22 protein-coding genes and 1 riboswitch are annotated in these 25,054 nt (G+C 66.4%); of the genes, 15 read left to right on the top strand and 7 right to left on the bottom strand.

Features of this window, described 5'->3' with window-relative positions:
- The first annotated feature begins 5 nt into the window (after window positions 1–5).
- Together SBI67_RS07220 and SBI67_RS07215 are read left to right on the top strand one after the other, a co-directional pair.
- On the top strand, window positions 6–1,214 hold the full coding sequence (locus SBI67_RS07220) for an HNH endonuclease signature motif containing protein (RefSeq protein WP_318979888.1): 1,209 nt from the start codon (window positions 6–8) through the stop codon (window positions 1,212–1,214).
- Between the two features lie 126 nt (window positions 1,215–1,340).
- A complete protein-coding gene (locus SBI67_RS07215) occupies window positions 1,341–2,072 on the top strand; it encodes an Rv3717 family N-acetylmuramoyl-L-alanine amidase (protein ID WP_318979887.1) in 732 nt (243 codons plus the stop codon).
- On the opposite strand, the gene SBI67_RS07210 is transcribed toward SBI67_RS07215, so the two are convergent.
- Entirely contained in the window at window positions 2,065–3,489 is a 1,425-nt protein-coding gene (locus SBI67_RS07210) for a short-chain fatty acyl-CoA regulator family protein (RefSeq protein ID WP_318979886.1), read from the bottom strand. The two genes, SBI67_RS07215 and SBI67_RS07210, sit on opposite strands and share 8 nt — an antisense overlap.
- A 120-nt stretch (window positions 3,490–3,609) precedes the next feature.
- Between SBI67_RS07210 and prpD the strand changes: the two genes are divergently transcribed.
- The 4 genes from prpD to SBI67_RS07190 are packed head-to-tail and all read left to right on the top strand — an operon-like array spanning window position 3,610 to window position 7,405.
- Window positions 3,610–5,115, top strand: a complete 1,506-nt coding sequence (gene prpD / locus SBI67_RS07205; protein WP_318979885.1) for a 2-methylcitrate dehydratase PrpD — start codon at window positions 3,610–3,612, stop codon at window positions 5,113–5,115.
- Window positions 5,112–6,026 (top strand): methylisocitrate lyase, encoded by a 915-nt coding sequence (gene prpB, locus SBI67_RS07200; protein ID WP_266045347.1) that lies wholly within the window; start codon window positions 5,112–5,114, stop codon window positions 6,024–6,026. The genes prpD and prpB overlap by 4 nt, the downstream gene beginning before the upstream one ends.
- Window positions 6,023–7,132 carry a bifunctional 2-methylcitrate synthase/citrate synthase gene (locus SBI67_RS07195; RefSeq protein ID WP_318979884.1) on the top strand — a complete coding sequence of 370 codons (1,110 nt, stop codon included), beginning with the start codon at window positions 6,023–6,025 and terminating at the stop codon, window positions 7,130–7,132. The genes prpB and SBI67_RS07195 overlap by 4 nt, the downstream gene beginning before the upstream one ends.
- Before the next feature lie 3 nt (window positions 7,133–7,135).
- On the top strand, window positions 7,136–7,405 hold the full coding sequence (locus SBI67_RS07190) for a WhiB family transcriptional regulator (protein WP_318979883.1): 270 nt from the start codon (window positions 7,136–7,138) through the stop codon (window positions 7,403–7,405).
- Between the two features lie 54 nt (window positions 7,406–7,459).
- Here the strand turns inward: SBI67_RS07190 and metE are convergent, their stop codons facing one another.
- Window positions 7,460–9,754, bottom strand: coding sequence for a 5-methyltetrahydropteroyltriglutamate--homocysteine S-methyltransferase (gene metE, locus SBI67_RS07185; RefSeq protein WP_318980476.1), 2,295 nt, complete (start codon window positions 9,752–9,754; stop codon window positions 7,460–7,462).
- A gap of 115 nt (window positions 9,755–9,869) precedes the next feature.
- Window positions 9,870–10,072, bottom strand: a riboswitch (cobalamin riboswitch).
- A 223-nt stretch (window positions 10,073–10,295) separates the two neighbouring features.
- Here metE and SBI67_RS07180 point away from each other — a divergent pair.
- From SBI67_RS07180 to SBI67_RS07145, 8 genes are all read left to right on the top strand, one after another.
- Complete coding sequence (locus tag SBI67_RS07180; RefSeq protein ID WP_318979882.1) at window positions 10,296–11,942, top strand: ABC transporter substrate-binding protein; 1,647 nt, start codon at window positions 10,296–10,298, stop codon at window positions 11,940–11,942.
- A gap of 7 nt (window positions 11,943–11,949) precedes the next feature.
- A complete protein-coding gene (locus SBI67_RS07175) occupies window positions 11,950–12,939 on the top strand; it encodes an ABC transporter permease (RefSeq protein WP_318979881.1) in 990 nt (329 codons plus the stop codon).
- 3 nt (window positions 12,940–12,942) lie between these two features.
- Window positions 12,943–13,905 (top strand): ABC transporter permease, encoded by a 963-nt coding sequence (locus tag SBI67_RS07170; protein WP_318979880.1) that lies wholly within the window; start codon window positions 12,943–12,945, stop codon window positions 13,903–13,905.
- Window positions 13,902–14,903, top strand: a complete 1,002-nt coding sequence (locus SBI67_RS07165; RefSeq protein ID WP_318979879.1) for an ABC transporter ATP-binding protein — start codon at window positions 13,902–13,904, stop codon at window positions 14,901–14,903. The genes SBI67_RS07170 and SBI67_RS07165 overlap by 4 nt, the downstream gene beginning before the upstream one ends.
- Window positions 14,900–15,895 carry an ABC transporter ATP-binding protein gene (locus SBI67_RS07160; protein WP_318979878.1) on the top strand — a complete coding sequence of 332 codons (996 nt, stop codon included), beginning with the start codon at window positions 14,900–14,902 and terminating at the stop codon, window positions 15,893–15,895. The genes SBI67_RS07165 and SBI67_RS07160 overlap by 4 nt, the downstream gene beginning before the upstream one ends.
- Before the next feature lie 145 nt (window positions 15,896–16,040).
- On the top strand, window positions 16,041–16,730 hold the full coding sequence (locus tag SBI67_RS07155) for a VldE C-terminal domain-containing protein (protein WP_318979877.1): 690 nt from the start codon (window positions 16,041–16,043) through the stop codon (window positions 16,728–16,730).
- Window positions 16,731–16,776: 46 nt separating this feature from the next.
- Entirely contained in the window at window positions 16,777–18,609 is a 1,833-nt protein-coding gene (locus SBI67_RS07150) for an ABC transporter ATP-binding protein (RefSeq protein ID WP_318979876.1), read from the top strand.
- 84 nt (window positions 18,610–18,693) lie between these two features.
- A complete protein-coding gene (locus SBI67_RS07145; protein ID WP_318980475.1) occupies window positions 18,694–19,575 on the top strand; it encodes a glycoside hydrolase family 16 protein in 882 nt (293 codons plus the stop codon).
- Between the two features lie 4 nt (window positions 19,576–19,579).
- Here the strand turns inward: SBI67_RS07145 and SBI67_RS07140 are convergent, their stop codons facing one another.
- Window positions 19,580–20,431, bottom strand: coding sequence for a LysR family transcriptional regulator (locus tag SBI67_RS07140; protein WP_318979875.1), 852 nt, complete (start codon window positions 20,429–20,431; stop codon window positions 19,580–19,582).
- A gap of 70 nt (window positions 20,432–20,501) precedes the next feature.
- On the opposite strand from SBI67_RS07140, the gene SBI67_RS07135 reads away from it, so the two are divergent.
- Entirely contained in the window at window positions 20,502–21,506 is a 1,005-nt protein-coding gene (locus SBI67_RS07135) for a bile acid:sodium symporter family protein (protein ID WP_318979874.1), read from the top strand.
- Window positions 21,507–21,586: 80 nt separating this feature from the next.
- Here SBI67_RS07135 and SBI67_RS07130 read toward each other — a convergent pair whose 3' ends face one another.
- The 4 genes from SBI67_RS07130 to SBI67_RS07115 all read right to left on the bottom strand — a co-directional run bounded on the left by SBI67_RS07130 (window position 21,587) and on the right by SBI67_RS07115 (window position 24,999).
- Window positions 21,587–21,820: a hypothetical protein gene (locus SBI67_RS07130; RefSeq protein ID WP_318979873.1), complete on the bottom strand. Its 234-nt coding sequence runs from the start codon at window positions 21,818–21,820 to the stop codon at window positions 21,587–21,589.
- A gap of 227 nt (window positions 21,821–22,047) precedes the next feature.
- Window positions 22,048–22,347, bottom strand: a complete 300-nt coding sequence (locus tag SBI67_RS07125) for a hypothetical protein (protein ID WP_318979872.1) — start codon at window positions 22,345–22,347, stop codon at window positions 22,048–22,050.
- Between the two features lie 124 nt (window positions 22,348–22,471).
- Complete coding sequence (locus SBI67_RS07120; RefSeq protein WP_318979871.1) at window positions 22,472–23,896, bottom strand: APC family permease; 1,425 nt, start codon at window positions 23,894–23,896, stop codon at window positions 22,472–22,474.
- A complete protein-coding gene (locus SBI67_RS07115; RefSeq protein WP_318979870.1) occupies window positions 23,893–24,999 on the bottom strand; it encodes a DmpA family aminopeptidase in 1,107 nt (368 codons plus the stop codon). The genes SBI67_RS07120 and SBI67_RS07115 overlap by 4 nt, the downstream gene beginning before the upstream one ends.
- Between the last annotated feature and the right edge of the window lie 55 nt (window positions 25,000–25,054).

Raw genomic sequence — 25,054 nt, 5'->3', positions numbered from 1 at the left:
GGGGTATGTCCACCGCCGCAGCATCTTTGGAACCCAAAGAGCGCCTGGCGGTGCTGTTCGACGAGATCGGTGAGTTGTGCGGGCAACGCAACGCCATCGACGGGCGGCTGGTCGACATCGTCGCCGAACTCGAGCGCGACGATCTGGCCGGGATGACCGGCTGCCGCTCGATCGCGGCCCTGGTCGCCTGGAAAACCGGGGCCACACCGCGTAACGCCGAAACCATGGCCGCCGTCGCGCACCGCCTCGACGAGTTCCCCCGCTGCGCCGATGGTTTACGCGACGGCCGGCTGTCGTTGGATCAGGTCGGGGTGATCGCCGAACGCGCCGCCGACGGGTCTGATGCGCACTACGCCGAACTGGCGCTGTCGGCCACCGTCGAACAACTACGCACCGCCATCAAACTGGCACCCCAACCAGACGCACCACCCAAACCCGAACCAACGCCGGCGATCACCAAAACCGAACACGGTAACCACTGCATCTACCGGATCACCCTGCCCCGGCTGGAAGCCGTGAAGTTCGACGCCGCCGTGCAGTCCCGCCACGACGCGCTGATCGCCGAGCATCCCGGTGACCAGACGCCGTTCCCCACCCGGGTCGATGCGTTCATGAGCTTGGTGCACGCCGGCTGGGACACCGACGTGGCCGCCCGCCCGCACGGGCAGCACAGCACCGTCATCGTGCACGTGGAGGTCGACCAGCCCGCCGCCCTGCACCTGGGGCCGGTGCTCACCGATGCGGAGCGCCGGGAACTGTTGTGCGATTCGACGTGTGAGGTGTGGTTTCAGCGTGACGGCCGCCCGATCGGGTCCGGGCGGTCCACCCGCACCATCAGCCGGCGGCTCCGCAAGGCCTTGGAGCACCGCGACCGGCACTGCGTGGTGCCCGGCTGCGCCGCCAGTCGGGGCTTGCATGCGCATCACCTCGTGCACTGGGAGGACGGCGGCCCGACCGAGCTGGACAATCTCGTGCTGCTCTGCCCGCGGCATCACCGCCAGCATCACCGCGGGGAGATCACCATCACCGGCCCCGCCGATCGCCTCGTCGTCACCGACACCGACGGCGACCCCATCGACCGCGGGTCACTAGCCCGACCACCCACCACCAACCCACCCAACGCCGGCCCGTACAAGGGCCCGACCGGTGAACGCGCCCAATGGTGGTGGTACCAACCCTTCGAACCGCCACCGACAACGAACGGTGACAACTAGATCGCCGGCCGGCATCGATTACCTGCCGGGCTGCTGTGACCCATCGCGCCCGACGGATGGCACATTTACGGTGAAAGCGTGTGCTGCGGAGGTGCTTTCAGTCAGAGATCGACAACGCGACGAGATGTGCTGCGTCATGCGGCAGCGGCGTCGGTCTTTCTCGCGCCCGCGGCGCTGCTGAGTCCTCCCAGCGCCCACGCCGCCTCCAGCATGGCCGGCCGGATCGTCTTCCTCGATCCGGGCCACAACGGCGCGAACGACTCGTCCATCGTCCGGCAGGTCACCGACGGGCGCGGCAATACCAAGGAATGCCAAACCACCGGCACCACCACCGACGCCGGCTATCCCGAACATACCTTCAACTGGGACACGGTGTTACGGATCAGGGCCGGCCTCAGCCAGCTCGGCGTGCGGACGGCGATGTCCCGGGGTGACGACAATGCCCTGGGTCCCTGCGTGGATCAGCGTGCGGCCATGGCGAATTCGATACGCCCTGACGCGATCGTCAGTATTCACGCCGACGGCGGGCCGCGGCAGGGTCGCGGATTCCACGTCAACTACTCGGACCCGCCGCTGAACGCGGCACAGGCCGGCCCGGCGCGCCGGCTCGCGCAGGTGATGCGCGACGAACTGGTGGCGTGCGGCCTGCAACCGTCCACCTACCGCGGGACCGACGGCCTGTACGGTCGTGCCGACCTCGCCGGCCTGAACCTGGCGCAGTACCCGTCGATCCTCATCGAGATGGGCAACATGCGGAACCCCGACGACGCGGCGCTGCTCTCGGATGCCGGAACCCGCGCGCGGATGGCCGAGGCCGTCACGCGGGGTATCTCTGGCTATCTGCAGATGCTTACCTGAATGGTGTTGTGGCCGCCGGCGGATACGGCAGGTTACTGCTGGTCTCCGGGTCCACCTGAACCGGGCGGCCAACGTAGGGAAAGGCGCGCTGTGGGCAGGCCACGCGGTCGCAGATCCGGCAGCCGGCGCCGATGGGCACGGTGGCTTGGGGGTCGGTGAGATCGATGCCGACGGAGTAGATCAGCTTGTCGGCGTGCACCATGTCGCAGCCCAGCCCGATCGCGAAACGCTTGGGCGTGCCAAGGTAGCTGCCCGGCGTCGAGCCGGCGGTCTTGGCCAGCCAGAAGTAGCTGCGCCCGTCGGGCATCTGGGCCACCTGGGTGAGGAACTCTCCGGGACGTGCAAAGGCGTGGTGGACCACCCAGAGCGGGCAGTTGCCGCCGACGCGAGAAAAGTGAAAAGCGGTGGCGGACTGTCGCTTCGAGATGTTCCCGGCACTGTCGGTGCGGACGAAGATGAACGGGACGCCACGCGCGTCCGGTCTCTGGAGTGTGGACAATCGATGGCAGATGGTCTCGAACCCGACCTCGAACCGGCGCGCCAGCTGGTCTATGTCGTAGCGCAAATGCTCTGCCGCGTCTAGGAATTCGCGGTAGGGCAACAGCAGTGCGCCGGCGAAGTAGTTGGCCAGTCCGATGCGCGCCACCTCTCGCGCCTCGGGGCTGAGCTGGTCGTCGGCCGCGACGATGGCGGTAATGAGATCCGCGTGCAGAAGCAGGGCGAGCTGGGTCCCGAGTTGGAATGCTCGCTGACCGGGGAGCAGCCATCGGGCCACATAGAGCGCCTTGGTGTCGGACTGGAAGCGTCGCTTGACATCCGGCCCCAAGGCGCCGCCGTCGTCGACCACGACGGTGATGCCGAATTGTGCGGCGAGCAACGTGGCGAGTTGGGTGTCCAGTCCGCCGACGCGCAGTTGATGGGTGGTGAACAGATCCTCGGCGGCCCGGTCGAGGACGTCGATGTAGTTGCGCCGGTCGTAGAAGAAGTCCCGGACCTCCTCGAACGGCATCGGCTGTTGCGTGCCGGTCTGGGCGTCGAGGTTGGCTCGCTCCTGCGCGGCTTCCAATTCGGCGGTGGCGTCGTGCAGGCGGCGGTGCAGATTGACCATGGCCTGCCCGACCTCGGGCATCCGGGCGACCAGTTCCTCGATCTGCGCGGTGGTGGCAGGTCCGTCGGAGAGGATCTCCCGCAGATCTGCCACCAGCCGGGCGTCGGCGTCGGGTGCGAAGTAGTGGGTGGGCAGGTCGAAGCGGTCCGACAACGCCAGTAGTACGCCGACGGTGATCGGGCGCTGGTCATTCTCCAGCTGGTTGACGTAGCTGGTGGACAGGCCGAGGGCGCGCGCCAGCGCGACCTGTGTCAGGCCTCTCTCGTCGCGCAGCCGTCTCAGCCGGGCGCCCGCGAATGTCTTCGCCACCGCCGCCGAGACTACCGCGCCCTCTTACGCAACATTCGCAAAAGTGCCGGTCCAAGGACACATAATTACGCATCTACAGGCACTTTCCCCGTCGGCGATGGCCTGCGTAGCGTGCGGAATATGCGTGTACACGACGTCAGGACCCGGCGCAGCGCCGACGAATTCCCCCGCACCGAGCACCTCGCCTGGAAGATCGCCGAGGTCGCCGCCGATCCCGTCGCGGTGCTCCCGGAGACCGAGGCGATGGTCGTCAATCGCATCATCGACAACGCGGCGGTGTCTGCCGCCTCGGTGACCCGCCGGCCGGTCACCGTTGCGCGGGCGCAGGCGTTGGCGCACCCGACCCGTCAGGGTGCCGCCGTCTTCGGCGTGCCGGGCAGTGTCTCGGCCGAGTGGGCCGCGTGGGCCAATGGGGTGGCCGTCCGCGAACTCGACTTCCACGACACCTTCCTGGCCGCCGAGTATTCGCATCCCGGCGACAACATCCCGGCATTGGTTGCCGTGGGCCAGCAGCTGGGCGTCCGCGGGTCCGACCTGATCCGCGGTATCGCCACCGCCTACGAGATCCAGGTCAACCTGGTGAAGGGAATCTGCCTGCACGAGAACAAGATCGACCACGTCGCCCACCTCGGTCCGTCGGTGGCCGCCGGACTGGGCACCATGCTGCGGCTGGACACGGCGACCATCTATGCCGCGATCGGTCAGGCGCTGCATCTGACCACGGCCACCCGGCAGTCCCGCAAGGGCCTGATCTCCAGCTGGAAGGCCTTCGCGCCCGCCTGGGCAGGCAAGGTCGCCGTCGAAGCCGTCGATAGGGCCATGCGCGGTGAAGGGTCGCCGGCGCCCATTTGGGAGGGCGAGGACGGTGTCATCGCCTGGCTGCTGGGCGGTCCCCAGCGCACCTATCACGTACCCCTGCCCGAGCCGGGTGAGCCCAAACGCGCCATCCTCGACACCTATACCAAGGAACATTCGGCCGAGTATCAGAGCCAGGCGCCCATCGACCTGGCCCGCCGGATGCGTGAGCGAATCGGTGACCTCGCGCAGGTCGCATCGATCGTGCTGCACACCAGTCATCACACTCACGTGGTCATCGGCACCGGCTCCGGCGACCCACAGAAGTTCGACCCCGACGCTTCACGCGAAACCTTGGACCACTCGGTGCCCTACATCTTCGCCGTCGCCCTGCAGGACGGGACCTGGCACCACGAGCGATCCTATGCACCCGAACGGGCCCACCGGGCCGACACCATCGACCTGTGGAACAAGATCTCCACCGTCGAGGACCCGGAATGGACCCGGCGCTACCACTCGAATGACCCGGCCGAGAAAGCGTTCGGCGCCAAAGCTGTGGTGACGTTGAAGAGCGGCGAGACCATCGTCGACGAACTCGCCGTCGCGGATGCCCATCCGCTCGGTGCCCGCCCGTTCGAGCGTTCCCAGTACGTCGCCAAATTCACCGAACTCGCCGCTGGTGTGGTGGAATCCGAAGAGCAGCAGCGCTTCCTGAATGTCATGGACGGTGTCGCCGGCATCAAGCCAGGTGGCCTGAACGCACTCAACATCCGGGTGGACCAGCGGGTGCTGGACAAAGCCCCTACCGTTGCCTCGGGCATCTTCCGATGAGCGTCCTGGGGTCGGCGAAATCGGCGGTTGAGAAGCGGCTGCACTTTCGCGCCGGGCTGGAATCGGGCCACTTGCAACGCTTCCCAGGTGCCTTCTCGCCGCTGGTGGCCAAGCTGGTAGCCGAGATCGGCTTCGACGGGGTGTACGTCTCCGGCGCGGTGCTCGCGGCCGATCTCGGCCTGCCGGATATCGGTTTGACCACCCTGACGGAGGTGGCGAGCCGGGGAGCGCAGATTGCGTCGGCGACCGACCTGCCGACCTTCGTCGACGCCGACACGGGATTCGGTGAGCCGATGAGTGCGGCTCGCACCGTCACGGTGCTCGAAGACGCCGGCCTGGCCGGGCTGCACCTGGAGGACCAGGTGAATCCGAAGCGTTGCGGTCATCTGGACGGCAAGGCCGTCGTCGAGACCGCGGAGATGGTGAAGCGGTTGCGGGCAGCGGTTTCCGCTCGACGCGACCCCAACTTCGTCATCTGCGCAAGGACGGATGCCGCGGGTATCGAGGGCGTGTCCGCGGCCATCGAGCGGGCCAAGGCCTACGCCGACGCCGGTGCAGATCTGATCTTCACCGAGGCGTTGCATACCCGGGCGGAGTTCGAACGGTTTCGCGCCGCCGTGCAGACACCATTGCTTGCCAACATGACCGAGTTCGGGAAATCCGAACTGCTCAGCGCCCGCCAGTTGTCCGATATCGGCTACAACGTGGTGATCTATCCGGTCACGACGCTGCGGCTGGCGATGTTCGCCGTCGAGGCGGGGCTGCGCGAGATTGCAAGTGTGGGAACACAATCCGGTCTCCTTGATCGGATGCAGCACCGAAGTCGACTCTACGAGCTGCTGCGTTACGCCGATTACAACCAGTTCGATTCCGACGTTTTCAACTTTGTCCTGCAGGGGGCTCAACGATGAGTGTCGCCGTTCACAAGGGTCTGACCGGTGTCGTGGTCGACACCACCGCCATCTCCAAGGTGGTCCCGGAAAGCAATTCGCTCACCTACCGCGGCTACCCGGTCCAGGACTTGGCCGCACACTGCAGCTTCGAAGAGGTCGCCTACCTCCTGTGGCGCGGAGAACTGCCCAGCGACGCCGAATTGGGGCAGTTCACCCAGCGTGAGCGGGCGTTGCGTCGCATCGACCGCTCGCTGCAGTCGCTGCTGGCCAAGCTACCCGACACCTGCCATCCGATGGATGTCGTGCGCACCGCGATCAGCTATCTGGGCGCCGAGGATCCACAAGAGGACGACGCATCGGAGTCGGCAAACTACGAGAAATCCCTGCGCATGTTAGCCGTGCTGCCCACGATCGTCGCCGCCGATATGCGCCGCAGGCGCGGTCTCGACCCGATTCCGCCGCACAGCCACCTGAGCTACGCCGAGAACTTCCTGCGGATGGCACTCGGTGAGGTCCCGGACACGGTGATCGTGCGGGCCTTCGAACAATCCATGGTGCTGTACGCCGAGCACAGCTTCAATGCGTCGACCTTCGCGGCGCGCGTAGTCACCTCGACGCAGTCCGACATCTACAGCGCGGTGACCGCAGCCATCGGTGCGCTCAAAGGCTCGCTGCACGGCGGCGCCAACGAGGCCGTCATGCACGACATGCTGGAGATCGGCACAGCCGATAGGGCTTCGGAATGGTTACACGGCAAGCTGTCCCGCAGGGAAAAGGTGATGGGCTTTGGTCACCGGGTGTACCGAAGCGGTGATTCCCGGGTACCCACGATGAAGGCGGCGTTCGAACGCGTCGCCGCGGTGCGCGACGGCCGGCGGTGGCTGGACATCTACAACCAGTTGGAGCAGGACATGTTCGCAGCGACCGGGATCAAACCCAATCTCGACTTCCCGACCGGGCCGGTCTACTACCTCATGGGTTTCGATATCGCGAGTTTCACACCGATTTTCGTGATGAGTCGAATCACCGGCTGGACCGCACACGTCATGGAGCAGGCGGCGTCGAACACCTTGATCCGGCCCCTCAGCGAGTACAGTGGGCATCCGCAGCGCGCGCTCACGTGATCGATGAACGGGAACACGTCCCCGGATTGGCGGCATCTGGCTCGATGCCGCGATCACGACCCCGATCTGTTCTTCCATCCAGACGGTGAACGCGCAGAGTCCAGACGCCGGCGATTGGCCGTGGCGCAAGAGATCTGCGCAACCTGCCCGGTGAAATGGGAGTGTGCGGGGTTCGCGCTCGAGCGTGGAGAGGATTTCGGAACCTGGGGCGGTATGTCAGAAGTCGACCGCGCCGTGCTGCTGAACCGCCAAGACGAACACCGCAACGCTTGACCGCGACCGCGTTCCGGAATCCCGGATCCCGGATCCCGGAACGCGGTCGCTGCGTCACTGCTCGGTGCGTACCAGCTGGGCGGCCTCGACAAGGTGGCGTAGGGCGGCCGTCACCTCCTCGGTCCTGCGGGTTTTGAGGCCGCAGTCCGGATTCACCCAGAGCCGTTGCGCCGGAATCGCGCGCACGGCCGCACGCAGCGATTCCACGATCTCCTCAGTTCCAGGCACCCGTGGCGAGTGAATGTCGTATACCCCGGGGCCAACGCTGTTGGAGAAACCGATCGCGTTCAGGTCATCGAGCACTTCCATGCGTGACCGCGCCGCCTCGATCGAGGTGACATCGGCATCCAGGTCCGCGATCGCCCCGATGACCTCACCGAACTCGGAATAGCAGAGATGGGTGTGGATCTGGGTGCTGTCACTGACCCCGGAAGTGGAGAGCCGGAACGCGCCGACCGCCCAGGACAGGTAATCCTCTTTGTCCTTCGACCGCAACGGCAGCAGCTCACGCAGCGCCGGCTCGTCCACCTGGATGATGGAGATGCCTGCGGACTGGAGGTCCACCGTCTCGTCCCGGATGGCCAGCGCGATCTGATTCGCCGTGTCCGCCAACGGTTGATCGTCGCGCACGAATGACCACGCCAGAATCGTGATGGGACCGGTCAACATACCCTTGACCGGCTTGGCGGTCAGTGACTGGGCATAGACGGTCCAGTCGACCGTCATCGGCTCGGGCCGCGTCACGTCGCCGTACAGGATGGGTGGGCGCACACAGCGGGTGCCGTAGGACTGTACCCAGCCGTTGCGGGTTGCAAAGAACCCGGTCAGCTGTTCGGCGAAGTACTGCACCATATCGTTGCGCTCGGGTTCGCCGTGCACCAGGACGTCGAGCCCGATCTCCTCTTGGAGGCTGATTACGGCGGCGATCTCCGCCTTCATCTGCCGCTCGTACTCGGCCTGATCGATCTGCCCGGAGCGCACTGCGGCGCGGGCTTTTCGGATCTCGACGGTTTGGGGATACGAACCGATCGTGGTGGTGGCCAAAGCCGGCAAATGCAGCCGGGCGTCCTGGTCGATACGTCGCTGCTCGGCGGGCCCGCGCGTCGTCCCGGCGGCCAAGACCGCTGCCAGTCGGTCCCGAGCCTGGCCGTTGCGCAGGCGCGGATCGGACCTCCGGGATTCCTGCGCCCGCGCCGACGCGGAGATCGCGCCGATCACCGATTCGCGGCCGTCGCGCAGGGCCTTGGCCAAGGTGGCAACCTCGGCGAGCTTCTCGTCGCCGAACGCCAGCCAATTGCGCAGTGCGGCATCGAGTTCGGTCTCGGATCTCAGCGAGTACGGGACGTGCAAAGTGGAGCATGATGTCGACACCGCCACTGCGCCTGCGGCCGCGCGCAGTGCAACCAGTTTGGCCAGTGCGGACTCCAGGTCCGTAGCCCAGACGTTGCGCCCGTCCACGACACCGGCCACCACGAGTTTGTCGGCGAGTTCGGGGACCGCGGTTACCGCCTGCTCACCACCGGCGACCAGATCCACGCCGATCGCCTCGACCGGCGTGCTGGCCAGGGCCGGCAGCACCCGCTCGAGCGACCCGAAGTACGTCGCAACGAAAAGCGCAGGACGGAGGGTGGTTTCGCCGAGGTACCGATAGACCCGTTCGGCCAGCTCGGCGGCGTCCTCGAGGACGTCGGTCACCAGAATCGGTTCGTCGAGTTGAACCCACTGCGCGCCCGCGGCGGTCAGCTGGCCGAGCAGGTCCCGATAGAGCGGCAACAGTTCGTCGAGGCGTTCGATGGGTGCGGGGCCGCCGTCGACGGCCTTGGACAGCGCCAGGAAGGTGATCGGCCCGATGATCACCGGCCGCGCGGCCGTGCCTTCGCTGCTGGCCTCGCTCAGTTCGTCGAGGACCTTCGCCGGGTTGAGACTGAACGTCGTGGCGGGGCCGATCTCCGGAACAAGGTAGTGGTAGTTGGTGTCGAACCACTTCGTCATCTCCAGGGGAGGGATATCCGCGGTGCCACGCGCGGCCGCGAAGTAGCGATCGAGATCGTCGTCGATCCCGGCGCTGGTGACCCGCGGAGGCAGAGCGCCCAGCAGGACAGCGGTGTCGAGTACCTGGTCGTAATACGAGAAGGTGTTGACCGGGATCGAGTCCAGGCCGGCGGCGGTCAGGGCGTTGCGGGTCGCGGCGCGGATATCGGCGGCGACGGCCTCCACCTGGCTGCGGTCGGTGCGGTGCGCCCAATATCTTTCGACGGCTCGTTTGAGCTCACGGTTGGGCCCGATGCGCGGCGAACCGAGCACGGTTGCAGTGAATGGGTGAGTAGTTGTCACAACTCTGTCCTTCAGACGGGGGAAAGCTCACCGCCATCGGACGTGCAACCGAAAAAGACACCGCACCAACGCATGCGGCGGAACGTTCGGTCATACGCCCAGTCCTCGAGGCGATGCGCCACCGGGCGCGGCGCACCCGGTACAGCCGGCAGGTCTTCGGACTCACAGGCGATCCCGTTAACGGGTGTTCCTAGTAACCGTCGCTTCCCAGTTGCCCAGTGCGTGTGACGGCGTTCGTTCCTGCATACCGCTGCGGGACAGTCCCGGATTCCCACCGGGTTCCCTCTCACGACAACGCCATCGGGCGATGCCGCTCGATGCCGCCGACGCGTTTTCCACGCCGACTGCAAACCAGCTGCGAGGGGTCACTCTACTGCAAGCTGACAAACCGCGACGTTTGTCACCACCGAGCTGGGCTGCAGCGTGCCGGCGCAACCGAATCTGGGAACTCGAGTTGACGGCGGCTGGTTTTCCTCAAAGATGGTCCACAGCCCATTGACGTGGCGTACAGCTTATGGACATCAAATCGACAGCTGGTGGACGAGGGGAAATGGCAATGAGCAGGCTGCGCAGGGGTGCGACCACCGTATTCGCGGTCGCGCTGACGGCGTTCGGGGTGGCTGCGTGCGGAGGAGAGTCGTCGGAGGGTGCCGGCGGTGGTGGCGGTGGCGATATCAACATCTCGATGACGTCATTCCCGGACTACATCGATCCGCAACTGTCCTACACCGTCGAGGGGTGGGAGGTGATGTACAACGTCTACACCCCGCTGCTGACCTACAAGCACCAGAAGGGTGAGGCCGGCACCGCAGTGGTGCCCGGCCTGGCCAAGGCCATGCCGGAGGTGTCCCCGGACGGCTTGACCTACAAGCTGACGTTGCGGCCCAACATGAAGTACTCCGACGGCACCCCGATCAAGGCATCGGACTTCACCTACGCCATCAAGCGGCTGTTCAAGGCGAACTCCGGTGGTTCGGTCTTCTACGAACCCATCGTCGGCGCAACGGATTTCGCCGAAGGCAAGGCCGACACCATCTCCGGTATCAAGACCGACGACGGCACCGGTGACATCACCATCACCCTCACCGCGCCCAACGGCACCTTCGAGAACGTGCTCGGACTGCCGTTCGCCGCGCCCGTGCCGCCGACGACGCCGCTGGACAAGGACGCGACCAACAACCCGCCGGCGTCCAGCGGTCCGTTCATGATCACCAAAGTCGAGGCACCGCAAACGCTCACCATGGAGCGCAACCCGAACTTCAAGACGGTGAAGGATGCCGGGGCCAGCGAGGTTGCCGACGCGCACGTCGACAAGATCACCGTCACCCAGAACAAGAGCAACTCGGCGCAGGTCACCGGCGTCGAACAGAACACCATCGATCTCATGGTCGACCCGCCCGACGCCGACCGGCTGACGGAGGTGAAAACCAAGTACGGTGACCGATTCCGGCTGGAGCAGTCGATCAACACCTACTACTTCTGGATGAACACCCAGAAGGCGCCGTTCAACGACCTGCGGGTGCGCCAGGCGGTCAACTACGCCGTCGACCCGGAGGCGCTGAACCGCGTGTTCGGCGGCCGCATGCACCCGACCCAGCAGATCCTGCCGCCGGGAATGCCCGGCTACCAGGAATACAAGCTGTATCCGGGACCGGATATGAACAAGGCGAAACAACTGATCGCCGAAGCGAATCCGGCCGACAAGGACATCACGGTGTGGACCGATGACGAGCCCGACCGCAAGCGCATCGGCGAGTACTACCACGACGTACTCACCCAGCTCGGGTTCAATGCGACGCTGAAGGTGATCGCCGGTGACGTCTACTTCACCACGATCGGCAACCAGTCCACCCCGGACCTGGACACCGGTTTCGGTGACTGGTTCCAGGACTTCCCGCACCCGGACGACTTCTTCCGCCCGCTGCTCAACGGTGCAAGCATCCTGCCCACCAACGGCAACAACTTCTCCAGGGCGAACATCCCGGCGTTGGATGCCACCATGAACAAGCTGCGCACCGAAGAGCTCAGCGACGACGTCAAGAAGCAGTACGCCGACCTGGATCGGGCTTTCATGGAACAGGCGGTATGGGCGCCGTACGGTAACGAGGAGTTCAGCACGTTCGTCTCGGAGCGGATCGACTTCGACAAGGCCTACTACCATCCGCTGTTCAACGAGGACTACTCCGCGCTGGCGCTGAAGTAACCCCGCGGTGACCACCCAGATCTCGGAGTCCGCGCGCACCCGTGGACCCTGGTACCTCGGCTGGTTGCGGTTGCGCCGCAACAAGGTTGCCCTCGCGTTCGGAGCGCTGTTCCTGTTCATCGTGGTGGCCTGCCTGGCCGCGCCGGTGTGGGCCGAGCACGTCGCCCACACCGGCCCGAACGACAACCACATCACCGACAAGGTCCTGATCGACGGGCACGAGGAGTACGTCGTCACACCCGACGGCACCCCGCTGGGGCCGGGCCTGCACGGCCGATACCTGCTCGGTGCCGACCAGAACGGCCGCGACGTCATGGTGCGGCTGCTTTACGGCGGGCGGACCTCCATCTTCATCGGGGTGTTCGCCGCCCTGGTCACCACGGTGCTCGCGGTGGTCACCGGCCTGCTGTGCGGCTACTACCGCGGGTGGATCGACGCCGTGCTGTCCCGGGTGATGGACGTGGTGTGGGCCTTTCCGGTGCTGCTCCTGGGCATTGCACTGGGTACCGCACTGGCGTTGGGCGGGTTGAAGATCGGCGACCTGGTGGTGGCCGGTGACTCGTTGTGGATACCGATCATGATCATCGGGTTCGTGTACGTGCCCTATATGGCGCGGCCGATCCGCGGTGAGATCCTGGCGCTGCGGGAGAAAGAGTTCGTCGAGGCCGCTGTCGCGCAGGGCATGGGTTCCATGCGCATCATGTTCACCGAGCTGCTGCCGAACGTGGTCTCGACGATCATCGTGTTCTTCACCTTGAACATCGCCAACAACATGCTGTTGGAGTCGTCGCTGTCGTTCCTGGGCGCGGGGGTGCGACCACCCAACGCGTCATGGGGGACGATGATCGCCGACGGCTACCAAACCATCTACACCGCACCGCATCTGACGATCGTGCCCGGCCTGATGATCGTGTTGACCGTGTTGTCGCTCAACGTGTTCGGTGACGGCCTGCGCGACGCGCTGGACCCGCGGGCCAAGATCAGGCTGGAGCACTAGGCCATGGTTCGTTTCATCGCCCGGCGATTGGCGGGCATGGTCGCGGTACTGTTCGCGATCTCCGTCGTCGTCTTCCTGATCTTCAACGTCATTCCCAACTCCGACCCGGCCGCGCGCATCGCGGGCAAAAACTCCGACCCGGCGCTGATCGCCAGGGTGAGCGCCGATCTGGGACTGGACCAGCCGCTGCCGGTGCAATACCTGACCATGATGCGCAAGATCCTCACCGGCCAGCTGACCTCCTACGCGAGTTCACAGAACGTCACCGAACAGATCTGGAAGGGGCTGCCCGCGACGTTCTCGCTGTGCATCGGCGCGGCGGTGCTGTGGATGACGCTGGCGATCCTGTTCGGCTATCTGTCGGCGGTGCACTCCGGTAAGTTCACCGACCGGATCCTCACCGTGCTGTCGCTCACCGGTGTGTCCATGCCGGTGTTCTGGTTGGCCGCAATCCTGTTGTACTACTTGAGTTTCAAGGCCCAGCTCTTCCCGACCAGCAGTTACGTCCCGTTGACCAAGGACCCGGTGCAGTGGGCGTATCACCTGATCCTGCCCTGGACCACGTTGGCCGTGCTCTACGTCGGTTTCTACAGTCGGGTGTTGCGGTCGAACATGCTCGACGCGATGAACGAGGACTACGTCCGGACGGCGCGGGCCAAGGGCATCAGCGAACGCCAGGTGCGGATCCGGCATGTGTTGCGTAACTCGATGATTCCGGTGGTGACCATGTTCGGCCTGGACTTCGGTGTGGTGGTCGGCGGCGGCGCGATCCTGACCGAGACGGTGTTCAACCTCAACGGGGTCGGGTTGTACGCCGGGCAGGCCATCGGCAGCCTGGACCTGCCACCGCTGATGGGAGTGACGATTTTCGGGGCGTTCTTCATCGTGCTGTTCAACACCATCGTCGACATCCTCTACGCGTTCCTCGACCCACGGATCCGGCTCGGAGAGGCGGCACCGGCATGATGCTGCAAGTGGACGGGCTGACCGTCGGATTCAACACCGAAGGCGGGCTGGTGCACGCGGTCGACGGCGTCAGTTTCGGGCTGGACCGCGGCGAGATCCTGGCCATCGTCGGTGAATCCGGCTCCGGCAAGAGTGTCACCGCGCAAACCCTGCTCGGCTTGACCCGCGCCCCGAACGCCAGGATCGGCGGCTCGGTGCGGTTCGACGGTATCGAGCTGAATACCCTCGACGACGACGGTTGGCAGGCGGTGCGCGGCGAGCGCATCGCGATGATCTTCCAGGATCCGATGACATCGCTGAACCCGGTGTACCGCGTCGGCGATCAGCTGATCGAGATGATCCGGGCGCATCGCGACGTATCCAAGCACGAGGCCCGCGACCGCGCCGTCGAGCTGCTGCGCTCGGTGGGGATACCGAATCCGGAACGCCGCGTGCGCGATTACCCGCACGAGTTCTCCGGTGGCATGCGGCAGCGGGTGGTGATCGCGATGGCGTTGTCGTTGGATCCGGACGTGCTGATCGCCGACGAACCGACGACGGCACTCGATGTCACCGTGCAAGCCCAGATCCTGCGGCTGCTGGCGCGGCTGAACGAGGAGCGCAGCCTGGCCGTCGTGCTGATCACCCACGACCTGGGCGTGGTTGCCGAGGTGGCCGACCGGGTTGCCGTCATGTACGCCGGCCAGATCGTCGAAGAGGCCACCTTGGACGAGTTGTTCTACGACCCGCAACATCCCTACACCTGGGGACTGCTGGGCTCGTTGGCCCGGCTGGACCAACCCAACCCGGAACGACTGGCCCAGATCGCCGGGGCGCCACCGTCCTTGACCGATCTGCCGAGCGGTTGCCGGTTTGCTCCGCGGTGCCCACACGTGTTCGACAAGTGCGCCGAACCCCCGCCGCTGCAAGGGGATCGGTGCTGGCTGACGGCCGAGCAGAAGCGCACCCTGCGGGTCGTCGACGGCCGGATCGGATTACGGAAGCCGGTGACCACATGAGCCCGCTCCTCGAGGTCACCGACCTGGTCAAGCACTTCCCGATCAAATCGGGGGTGATCGTCGACCGGGAGATCGGCCGGGTCCGCGCCGTCGACGGTGTCAGCCTGACCCTGTACGAGGGCGAAACCCTCGGATTGGTCGGTGAATCCGGCTGTGGCAAGTCGACCCTGTGCCGGTTGATCATGCAGCTGACCGCACCGACATCCGGTTCGGTGCGGTTCGACGGGCAGGAGTTGGTCGGCCGGAGCCAACGCGACCTGCGCGGCATGCGTCGGCAGATCCAGATGATCTTCCAAGATCCGTACGCATCGTTGAACCCGCGCAAGCGGGTGGCGCAGATCATCGGTGCGCCGATGGAACTGCACGGCTTGGCGTCGGGTCGCGACACCCGCGCCCGGGTGCAGGAGCTGTTGGAGCGCGTCGGGTTGCGGCCCGAGCATGCCGACCGCTTCCCGCACGAGTTCTCGGGCGGACAGCGCCAACGCATCGGTATCGCCAGGGCGCTCGCCCTGCGGCCCAAGTTGATCATCGCCGACGAACCGGTCTCGGCCCTCGATGTGTCCGTGCAGGCCCAGATCGTGAACCTGCTCAAAGACCTGCAGGACGAGTTCGGGCTGTCCTACCTGTTCGTGGCCCACGATCTAGGTGTCGTCCGGCACGTCTCCAATCGGGTCGCGGTGATGTATCTGGGCAAGGTCGTGGAGAGCGCGCCGGCGGCGGGGCTGTACCAGCACCCCCTGCATCCCTATGCCAATGCGCTGTTGTCGGCCGTGCCGGTGCCGGATCCGCGCCGCAACGCCACCCGCGAGCGGCTGGTGCTCGAGGGCGATGTGCCCAGCCCCATCGACCCGCCGTCGGGATGCCGCTTCCATACCCGTTGTCCCTGGTCGACGGAGGTCTGTCAGGCCGAGGAGCCGCAGTTGGTGGACCATACCGACGGCCGCGAGTCCGGCCACGTTGCGGCCTGTCACCACCCCCGCAACCTCGACTGAACGCCCCAACCTGCGGAAATAGGGTCACGCTCAACTTGAGCGTCAGCAACACGCCCGGTTATGATCACGAACGTGTAACAACACGTGCACGGTCAGATATCGGAAGTTGCTGCGTATGCCTCGTCTCGGTCGTAATGTGCTGTCGGTGAGCCGACACGCATTGCCCAAGAAGCGGCGTGCAGTGTCCCCATCGGCCGCCCTGGCCGCGCTCGTCGTTCCAGCCGCCATCCTGGCCGGCACCGCCGGTGACGTGCATCCACAGGCGGCTCACCGGCCCGCCGCACCCGTGCTGGGCGATGTCGTGACAGTCGCTGACAGTGCCCCGTACGGGCTGGAGATCGTCGCGGCCCCCGCCGCCTTCTCCTCGGCGCCCACCGTCACGCAACCGGCGGCGTACTTTGCCGCGGCGCAGACCGGAACGGCCTCGCGGTGGCGGGTGGATACCCGGCCGCTGCTGCTGCCGGTCGGGCTGGCGCCCGAACGCGGCCTGCAGGTGCGCACCATCCTGACCTCACGCGCCGTCACGGCGACGTTCCCGGAGATTCACAGCATCGGCGGGGTACGCCCCGACGCACTGCGCTGGCATCCCGACGGCTTGGCGTTGGACGTCATGATTCCCGACGCCGGCTCGGCGTCGGGAATAGCGCTCGGCAACGAGATCGTGTCCTACGTGCTGAAGAACGCGGTCCGGTTCGGGATCCAGGACGCCATCTGGCGCGGCGTCTACTACACCCCCGGCGGCGCGCAGCGCGGCGGCTACGGCCACTACGACCACGTGCACATAACCACTACCGGCGGCGGATACCCCACCGGTAGCGAGGTCTACCCGCGCTGATCGCGGTTGTGCCGCGTAAAAGCCGAACATCGCGCATCCTGATCGCGTGCGATCCGCCTCACCCTCCCGCCTGATCTGGCGCAGCCTGGGCATGCTGCGCGCCGTGCGCGGCCTCATCGTGATCTCCTTGGTGCTCGGGGTGATCGCCTCAGCGCTGCCGTATCTGTCGGCCGCCGCGTTCGGCCCGATGATGCAGGTGGTCGCCGACGCCGGGAACGGCGGAAACCTCAGCGACGTGTGGAATATGCGGGGCCCCTTGGTGGCCCGCGAGGACGGGCTGCTGCACGCGGTGGCCGGGTCGGTTCCGTTCGCGGTGCTCCTGGTGACCTGGGCGGTGTCACTGGTGCTGACCCAGTTCATGTACTTCGTCAACGGATGGGTGGGGGCGAGGGTCGAACGGATCCTGGTGGTGGACATCCGCCAGCGGGTGCACGACCATCTGCAGACACTGTCGATGGACTTCTTCGCCCGCTCGCGCACCGGTGAGTTGATCCAACGGGTCACCACCGAATCGGCCGGGGTGCAACGACTGCTGACCGGATGCCTCATCCCGCCGCTCATCGACACCGTCGTGTTGTTGGCCGCGGTGAGCTATCTGATGATCCTCTGCTGGCAGATGACCATCGCCGCGCTGGTCCTCACGCCGCTGGCGCTGTTCACGTTGCGTTTCGCCGGAGCGCATGTGCAGTCGGCGGTCCGCAAGGAGATGACCGCCGACCGGGCGATGTCCACCGAGTTGGAGCAGACCGTCAGCGGCATCTCCGAGATCCAGATGTTCAACGCCCAGCCGTTACGCAGCAGGCGCTTTCACGAGGTGTCCGAGAATGCGGCGAAAGCCGGTGCCTCGTCGGTGGCGTGGATGCAGGCCACCGCCAACGGTTCTCAGATCTTCGTGGCGCTGAGCACCGTGGTGGTGCTGCTGGTGGGCATCGGATTCAGCGCCGTCTTCGGTCTGACCTTCGCCGGGTTGCTGGTGTTCGCGGGTATGGTGCCGACGATGTTCGGTGCGGCACAACGGGTTATGGGCGCCTACACGACCTACAAATCCGTCGCACCCAATGCCGCCTCGACCTACGAACTGCTCGACACGCGGCCCTCGGTCGTCGAACGGCCCGGAGCCCCCGAACTCGTTGCGGTGCAGGGCAATCTGGTTTTCGAGGACGTCACGTTCGGCTATTCGGCCGAGCATGCGGTCCTGGACGGGTTGACGTTCAGCGTCTCCGAAGGTGAGACCGTCGCCCTGGTCGGAGGCATCGGATCGGGCAAGTCCACCGTGTTCAACCTGATGTTGCGGTTCTTGGACCCGCACCGCGGGCGGATCTTGCTCGACGGGCACGACATCGGCGGTGTCACCGTCTCCTCGCTGCGCGAGCAGGTATCCAAGCTGGCCCAGTTCCCGTTCTTCACCAAGGACACCATCCGCGAGAACATCCGCCTGGCCCGGCCGGCGGCCACCGACGCCGAGATCGAGGCAGCCTGTGTTGCGGCGCACATCCACTCGGTCATCACCGACCCGGTCAAGATGCACGCCGGCTACGACACCGTGATCGACGTCCAGGTGCCGTCGGGCGGGCAGAAGCGGCTCATCGCGCTGGCGCGGTGTCTGCTGCGTCGTCCTGAGGTGCTGCTGCTCGACGAGCCGACGGAGAACCTCGACGCCGACCAGCGGGCCCGGCTGACCGGGGTGATCCGCGGCTACGCGCGGGACCGCACGTGCATGGTGATCAGCCACGATATGGATTTCATCGCCGCCGTCGCCGATCGGATCCTGGTGCTGGAGGATGGCAGAATCGTGCAGTCGGGCGATCATCGCTCGCTGATCGCGGAGGGCGGTTTGTACAAACGTCTGTACGAGGCGCAGAACACCGCGACCGACTGAGGTGTTGCCGCTGGTTAACGGCGTGCGAACACAGGCTGAAGCTCCATCGTCACGCGCATCGTCTAAGGTGCTGCTGTGCCTGACATGGATCGTCGCAGCGTCATGATGATGATGGGTCTGGGTGCGGCCGCAGTCGTGCTGCCCACTCAGACAGCCCATGCGGACCCGCTTCCAGGGGATCTGGGGCCGGGTCCGGTGCCCGGCCCGGCAGCGCCGGGGGCGCCTGCGCCGACTCCGGCCGCGGCCGAACCGGTCTTCCTGTGGCGGGACGAATTCAACGGCCCCGCCGGTGCACCTCCGGGACCCGACTGGTTCATCGTGCCCGCGCGCGAGACCATCCGGAACCCCGTCGAGTGGGACAAGCCCTACAACATGGGCCGCTACGTCACCGATCAGGAACACGTGTTCCAGGACGGCAAGGGCAATCTGGTCATCCGCGCCACCCGCGGGCCCGGCAACAACATCCAGGAGCGCTACGCCGGCGCGAAGATCATCGGTAACTGGCGCGGTGCCATCGGCACCACCTGGGAGGCCCGCGTCAAACTCAACTGCCTCACCGACGGTGCGTGGCCGGCCTTCTGGCTGCTCAACGACGATCCGGTGCGCGGCGGCGAGGTGGACCTGGTCGAGTGGTACGGCAACCGGGACTGGCCGTCGGGCACCACGGTGCACGCCCGGCTGGACGGCACCTCCTTCGCAACCGATCCGCACCCGATCGACAGCGCCTGGCACACCTGGCGCATGACGTGGCTACCGACCGGCATGTACTTCTGGAAGGACTACGCGCCGGGTATGGAGCCGTATTTCACGGTCCCGGCCAACTCGCTGGACGACTGGCCGTTCAACGATCCCGGCTACACGCTGGCCCCGGTGTTCAACATCGCCGTCGGCGGATCGGGTGGCCGGGAACCGGCGGGCGGCAGCTACCCGGCCGAGATGCTGATCGACTGGATCCGCGTCTTCTGATCCGTCAGCGGTGCATCCGGCGGGCGTTGGCGACGATCGCGTCGCGCAGCGCCTGCTCGGGTTCGGACAGCGAGCTGCGCCGGCACACCAGCACGAATTCCAGCGCACCCAATTCCGGAAGCCCCTCGTCGACGGGGTAGAGGCCTTGCGGCAGAAGGGTTTCGGCATGGGGTACGACGCCGAGGCCGGCCAGCACCGCCGCCTGCAGGCCCAGTTGACTGTCGCTGACGCAGGCGATGCGCCAGCTGCGGTGTTCGCGTTCGAGCGCCCGCAGCGCCATGTGCCGGGTCAGGCTGGGCGGGGGATAGGTCACCACCGGCACCGGGTCACCCGCGTCGGTCATCCCGGCCCGCCCGGCCCACACCAGCCGGTCCTGCCACAGCAGTTCGCCGTGCTGCTCGCCGGGTAACCGCTTGGCGACCATCATGTCCAACTCGCCGGCAGCCATCCGCACCTTGAGGTTCTCGCTGAGCCCGACGACCAGTTCCAGGTCGACGGCCGGATAGGAGCGCTGGAACTCGACGAGCACATCCGGCAGATCCCGGGTGACCAGATCGTCGGAGGCGCCCAGTCGGATGAAACCGGTCAGGCGGGGCTCGGAGAAATACCGGTCGGCCTGGGCCTGGGCGTCCAGGATGGTGCGCGCGAAACCCACCATGGCAGCGCCGTCGGCGGTGAGGGCGAGATTGCGGGTGTCCCGGCGGAAGAGCTCGCGCCCCACCGCCTGTTCGAGGCGGGCGATATGCCCGCTGACGGTGGACTGCCGCAGCCCGAGGACGCGCCCGGCCGCGGTGAAACCGCCCGCCCGCTCCACGGCCAGGAAGGTGCGCAGGTGCTCCGGATCGAACATATTCATCACGTTACGTGATCAGAGATATTGAGCGCATCGCCTTTCGCAATGAGTGGGGTCCTCTTACCGTGGAGCGGTGACCTTACTGGCCAAACTCCGGATCGACGGATTCCTGCTCGGATTGTTCGCTGCCATGGCGATCGGGCTGCTGCTGCCCGCCAGTGGGGCGGCCGCCGGCGTACTGGACTGGGCCACCAAGATCGCGATCGCCGTGTTGTTCCTGCTGTACGGCACCCGGCTGGAGCCGCGTGAGGCGTTGCACGGGTTGCGGCACTGGCGGCTGCACACCACGGTGCTTGCCTGTACCTACGTGCTGTTCCCGGTGCTGGGGCTGGCGCTCAAACTGCTGGTGCCCTCGGTGTTGACCGATGACCTCTACACCGGGGTGCTCTATCTGTGCCTGCTGCCGTCCACGGTGCAATCGTCGATCGCGTTCACCTCGATCGCCCGCGGGAATGTGGCGGCGGCCGTGGTGAGCGCGTCGGCGTCGAACATGCTGGGCATCTTCGTGACCCCCGTGCTGGTGACCTTGTTGATGCAGACCACCGGCGCCGCCACGGTCTCGCCGCGGCAGATCCTGGAGATCGTGGTCCAGCTGCTGCTGCCGTTCATCGCCGGACAACTGTTGCGGCCCAAGCTGCATCGGGTGCTCGCACACACCACGTTGACCAAGGTGGTGGACCGCGGCTCGGTGTACCTGGTGGTGTACGCCGCCTTCAGTGCGGGCATGGCCGAGCATATTTGGGCCGGGATGACCGCGCTGCACCTGTTGGCCGTGGTCGGGGTGTGTGCTCTGCTGCTGGCGGTGGTGCTCGGTGTGACGACGGGGATGGCGCGACTGCTGCGCTTCAACCGGGCTGATCGCATCGTGGTGATCTTCTGTGGGTCCAAGAAGAGTCTGGCCACCGGGTTACCGATGGCGACGGTGCTGTTCGCCGGTCATCCGGTGGGTCTGATCGTGTTGCCGCTGATGATCTTTCACCAGATCCAGCTCATCACCTGCGCCACCCTGGCCGGGCGGTGGGGCCGCGCCGCCGAGAAGGCGTCGGCCGATGAGGCTCTCACCGTGAGCCGGGCTTAACCGCTCGACGGCCCCTCGAAAGCGACAGGGTGGCCTGCCGGCGGCTGAGGCCGCGGCAGGCCACCCTGTCGTCGTGGGGATCAGCCCAGCGGCGGGAGCGTGCCCCAGGCGCCGTAGGGGCCGTTCATCACGCCGCCGGTGCCGGACTGCGGAACGGAGAAGCCGCCGATGCCCTGCGGGCCCAGGCATCGTGACGTCGACACCGCAGTGGTGCACGGGTCGTTACCGGCCGCGAGGGCGGTGGGAGCGCCGGACAGCCCCATGGCGATACCGGCTGCGGCGAGGACGGGGACGGCAATTCGCTTGAACGACATGAGATACCTCTCTTTCGGTCGACCACTGTGGGTGATGTGGCCGAGGGGAAGGTGTCGCGGCTGTGGGTTCCGCCGCGCCTGACTCCTGTCTACCCGTCGTTCGTATCGCCGCAAAGCGCGTGAAATGTACTCATAGACAACACATATTCGTGTCGGAAGATATGAATTTCATATAAATGTGCTCCAGCGGTCAGTGGTGACCGCTGGAGCACAGTGCTGTGGAGCGCTCAGAACGGAAGGTCGACCTCGCCGTTGGAGGTGATGCCCTCGTCGTGATTGCGATTGACGTAGCCGGTGGTGACCGGTGCTTGGGGATCGGTGCCGTACGGGATGAGTGGATCGGTGCCGGCCTTCGCGTCACCCAGCGGCGCTCCGGTGTCGGGCGAGATGGGGGTGTTCTGCTGCCAGGACGTGGTGGTGCTGGGGCCGGCGACGGCGATGGTCTCACCGGCAGGTGCCAGGCCGACGAATCCGGCGGCCAGGCCGACGGCCAGCAGGGGGGCTGCGAATGCGATCCGGGTCTTCATGGTGGGCTCCTGTTCCTCTCGGGTACCCCCATCATTCGCCCGCTTTCCGGCGGAATCGCCACGGCTAGCTGGCAAGATGGACTTCCAGCTAGCCGGTAGCCCGAGGGGTCGACGAGCGACGGGGCTAAACGCCCGAAGCCGACAGCGACCGCGACGGCCGCCACGCCAGGAAGCCGATGATCAACCCGGCGAACGGAATCGCGGCCAGGATCGTGCTCAAGGTCGGGCTACCACCGGTCACCAGGGTGAAGTTGGACAACACCAGCCACAGGCTGCCGAGTAGTCCCAGGACGGCCAGCGCCGGTGCGATCCGCGTGGACCACAGCCCCGTGGCGCGGTCACGGTTGCGCAGGAAGAACACCAGCACGGCGATGGACGTGGTGAGCATCAGCAGCACCATGCCGACGGTGGCGACACCGGCCATCGACCCGAAGACGCCGACCAGGGGATCGATGCCCAGCGCCGCCAGCACAGCGACAATGATTGCGGCCGTGCCGGTTTGCACCACCGAGGAGAACGACGGCGAGTGGTGGCTGCCGTGCACCTGGGCCAGCCGCGCGGGCAGCAGCCCCTTGCCGGCCAGCACGAACTGATAGCGCGCGATGACGTTGTGGAAGGACAGCACACAGGCGAACAGACTGGTCAACAGCAGCACGTTGACGACGTCGCGACCGACGGTGCCCAGCATGTCGCCGGTGGTATCCAGCAGCATGTTGCCCTCACCGGCGAGGGTGCGCTGCGCCACGCCGGTCACCTGGTCCGGGCCGAGGGCAACGACGAAGGCCCACACCGTGATTGCGTAGAAGGCGCCGATGATGATGACGGCGGCATAGGTGGCGCGCGGGATGGTGCGCTCCGGATCGCGCGCCTCGTCACGGAACACCGCGGTGGCCTCGAATCCGATGAATCCGGTCAGGGCGAACAGGATGGCGATGCCGATGGTGCCGTTGGTGAACGTGGCCGGGTCGAAGGAGGTGAAGGTGATTCCGGCCGGGCTGGGCTTGGCCACCATCACGATGTCCAGCAGCACGACGATGCCGATCTCGCACGCCAGCGCCACCCCGAGGACTTTGGCGCTCAGTTCGATATGCCGGTAGCCGAGCACCGCGACGATGGCCAGCACCGCGAAAGCGTAGACCGGCCACGGGATCGACGGACCGTGGTAGTGGGCCACGGTGTCGGAGATGGCCCAGCCGATATAGCCGTAGATCCCGATCTGGATGGCGGTGTAGGCGATGAGCGCGACCACCGCGATGCCCTTGCCCATTCGTTCGCCGAGGCCGACCGTCACGTACGAGAAGAAGGCGCCCGCCTCGGGCACGTGTGGCGTCATGGTCACGAACCCGACGCTGAACAGCAGCAGGACGAGGGCGGCGATCACGAAGCCCATGGGTGCGCCGGCGCCGTTGCCCAGCCCCATGGCCAACGGCATATTGCCGCCGATCACCGTCAGCGGTGCCGCCGCGGCGACCACCATGAAGACGATCCCGACGGGGCCGAGGTGACCGGTCAGGCGCCCCCGCTCGGCCGTGGTGGGTGTGGTGGTCATGAAGCCTCCTGGGGTCGAGAGGTGTTGGGCGACAGAGCTTGACGTAGTAGGTCGTGGTCGATGGCGTGGGCGGTGAAACCGTTGCGTCCGGTGACGGTGGTGGCGGCGACCATGGCGTTGACGATGGCCTCCTCGGTGGCCTCGATCGTCAGGTCGAACAGCCGGGTCATCAGCTGCGGCGCGACCATCCGCAGCGGGATCTCGGGGCGTGGGGTGGCAGCGTCCTCATCCCATGCGTACGGCGGGATGCCGCGGTTGCCCGTGGCGAAGGCCAGCATCAGGTCACCGCTGTACTGCTCACCGGTGCCGCCGAGGCGGCCGACGGCCAGGGTCGCGCGCTGGGCCAATCGGGTGCATTGGTGGGGGAGCAGGGGGGCGTCGGTGGCGACGATGACGATGATCGACCCCGACCCCGGCTCGTACTGGCGCGGCAGGTCCGGCAGCGGCACCTGGTCGGGGCCGATCAGTTCGCCGACCGGGACCCCGTTGATCCGAAGTCGTTCCCGCCGACCGTGATTTGCCTGCACCAGGACGCCCACCGTGTATGCGCCGGCGGCCGTCTCGGTGGTGCGCGACGCGGTACCGATGCCCCCTTTGAAGCCGTGGCAGATCATCCCGGTGCCGCCGCCGACGGTGCCCTCGGCCGGCGCGTCGGCGGACGCGTTCTCCAGCGCGGAGCGGACGTGCTCGGGCCGGACGTGGAAACCGTTGATGTCGTTGAGCAGGCCGTCGTAGGTCTCGCCGACGACGGGTAGTGACCAGTACAGGCCCTCGCCGCGGGCGCGAACCTGGGCGGCCACCAACTCGTCGCGTACGACGCCGACGCTGTGCGTGTTGGTCAGGCCGATGGCGGTGGTGAGCTCGCCGGACTCGCGGATCCATTCCAGGCCGGTGAGTTCGCCGCTGCCGTTGAGTCGGTGCGCCCCGGCGAACACCGGCTCGGTCCAGATGTCGCCGTGCGGGACGACGACGGTGACGCCGGTGTTGATGCCGTCACCCTGCAGGGTGGTGTGCCCGACCCGTACGCCCGCGACGTCGGTGATGGCGTTGTGGGGGCCGGTGGGGTGTTCCCCGATGACCACACCGAGATCTCTGGCGCGCATTGGTTCCGCTCACTTCGTCGATAGTTCTTTTCCTGATTGGAAAAGAACTATGCGC

Origin of the sequence: Mycolicibacterium chengduense (genome assembly GCF_033741155.1) — a bacterium.
Taxonomy (GTDB): domain Bacteria; phylum Actinomycetota; class Actinomycetes; order Mycobacteriales; family Mycobacteriaceae; genus Mycobacterium.
Note: the sequence above shows the minus strand (reverse complement) of the source record. Positions and strands in the feature narration are given on the sequence as shown.

What these genes read in the sequence shown, in the direction of transcription:
- SBI67_RS07165 (WP_318979879.1), top strand. Translation starts at nt 13,902, where the DNA reads ATGATGCTGCAAGTGGACGGGCTGACCGTCGGATTCAACACCGAAGGC.
- SBI67_RS07195 (WP_318979884.1), top strand. Translation starts at nt 6,023, where the DNA reads ATGAGTGTCGCCGTTCACAAGGGTCTGACCGGTGTCGTGGTCGACACC.
- SBI67_RS07220 (WP_318979888.1), top strand. Translation starts at nt 6, where the DNA reads ATGTCCACCGCCGCAGCATCTTTGGAACCCAAAGAGCGCCTGGCGGTG.
- SBI67_RS07170 (WP_318979880.1), top strand. Translation starts at nt 12,943, where the DNA reads ATGGTTCGTTTCATCGCCCGGCGATTGGCGGGCATGGTCGCGGTACTG.
- SBI67_RS07115 (WP_318979870.1), bottom strand. Translation starts at nt 24,999, where the DNA reads ATGCGCGCCAGAGATCTCGGTGTGGTCATCGGGGAACACCCCACCGGC.
- SBI67_RS07120 (WP_318979871.1), bottom strand. Translation starts at nt 23,896, where the DNA reads ATGACCACCACACCCACCACGGCCGAGCGGGGGCGCCTGACCGGTCAC.
- SBI67_RS07160 (WP_318979878.1), top strand. Translation starts at nt 14,900, where the DNA reads ATGAGCCCGCTCCTCGAGGTCACCGACCTGGTCAAGCACTTCCCGATC.
- prpD (WP_318979885.1), top strand. Translation starts at nt 3,610, where the DNA reads ATGCGTGTACACGACGTCAGGACCCGGCGCAGCGCCGACGAATTCCCC.
- prpB (WP_266045347.1), top strand. Translation starts at nt 5,112, where the DNA reads ATGAGCGTCCTGGGGTCGGCGAAATCGGCGGTTGAGAAGCGGCTGCAC.
- SBI67_RS07130 (WP_318979873.1), bottom strand. Translation starts at nt 21,820, where the DNA reads ATGTCGTTCAAGCGAATTGCCGTCCCCGTCCTCGCCGCAGCCGGTATC.
- SBI67_RS07180 (WP_318979882.1), top strand. Translation starts at nt 10,296, where the DNA reads ATGAGCAGGCTGCGCAGGGGTGCGACCACCGTATTCGCGGTCGCGCTG.
- SBI67_RS07125 (WP_318979872.1), bottom strand. Translation starts at nt 22,347, where the DNA reads ATGAAGACCCGGATCGCATTCGCAGCCCCCCTGCTGGCCGTCGGCCTG.
- SBI67_RS07145 (WP_318980475.1), top strand. Translation starts at nt 18,694, where the DNA reads ATGGATCGTCGCAGCGTCATGATGATGATGGGTCTGGGTGCGGCCGCA.
- SBI67_RS07190 (WP_318979883.1), top strand. Translation starts at nt 7,136, where the DNA reads ATGAACGGGAACACGTCCCCGGATTGGCGGCATCTGGCTCGATGCCGC.
- SBI67_RS07140 (WP_318979875.1), bottom strand. Translation starts at nt 20,431, where the DNA reads ATGAATATGTTCGATCCGGAGCACCTGCGCACCTTCCTGGCCGTGGAG.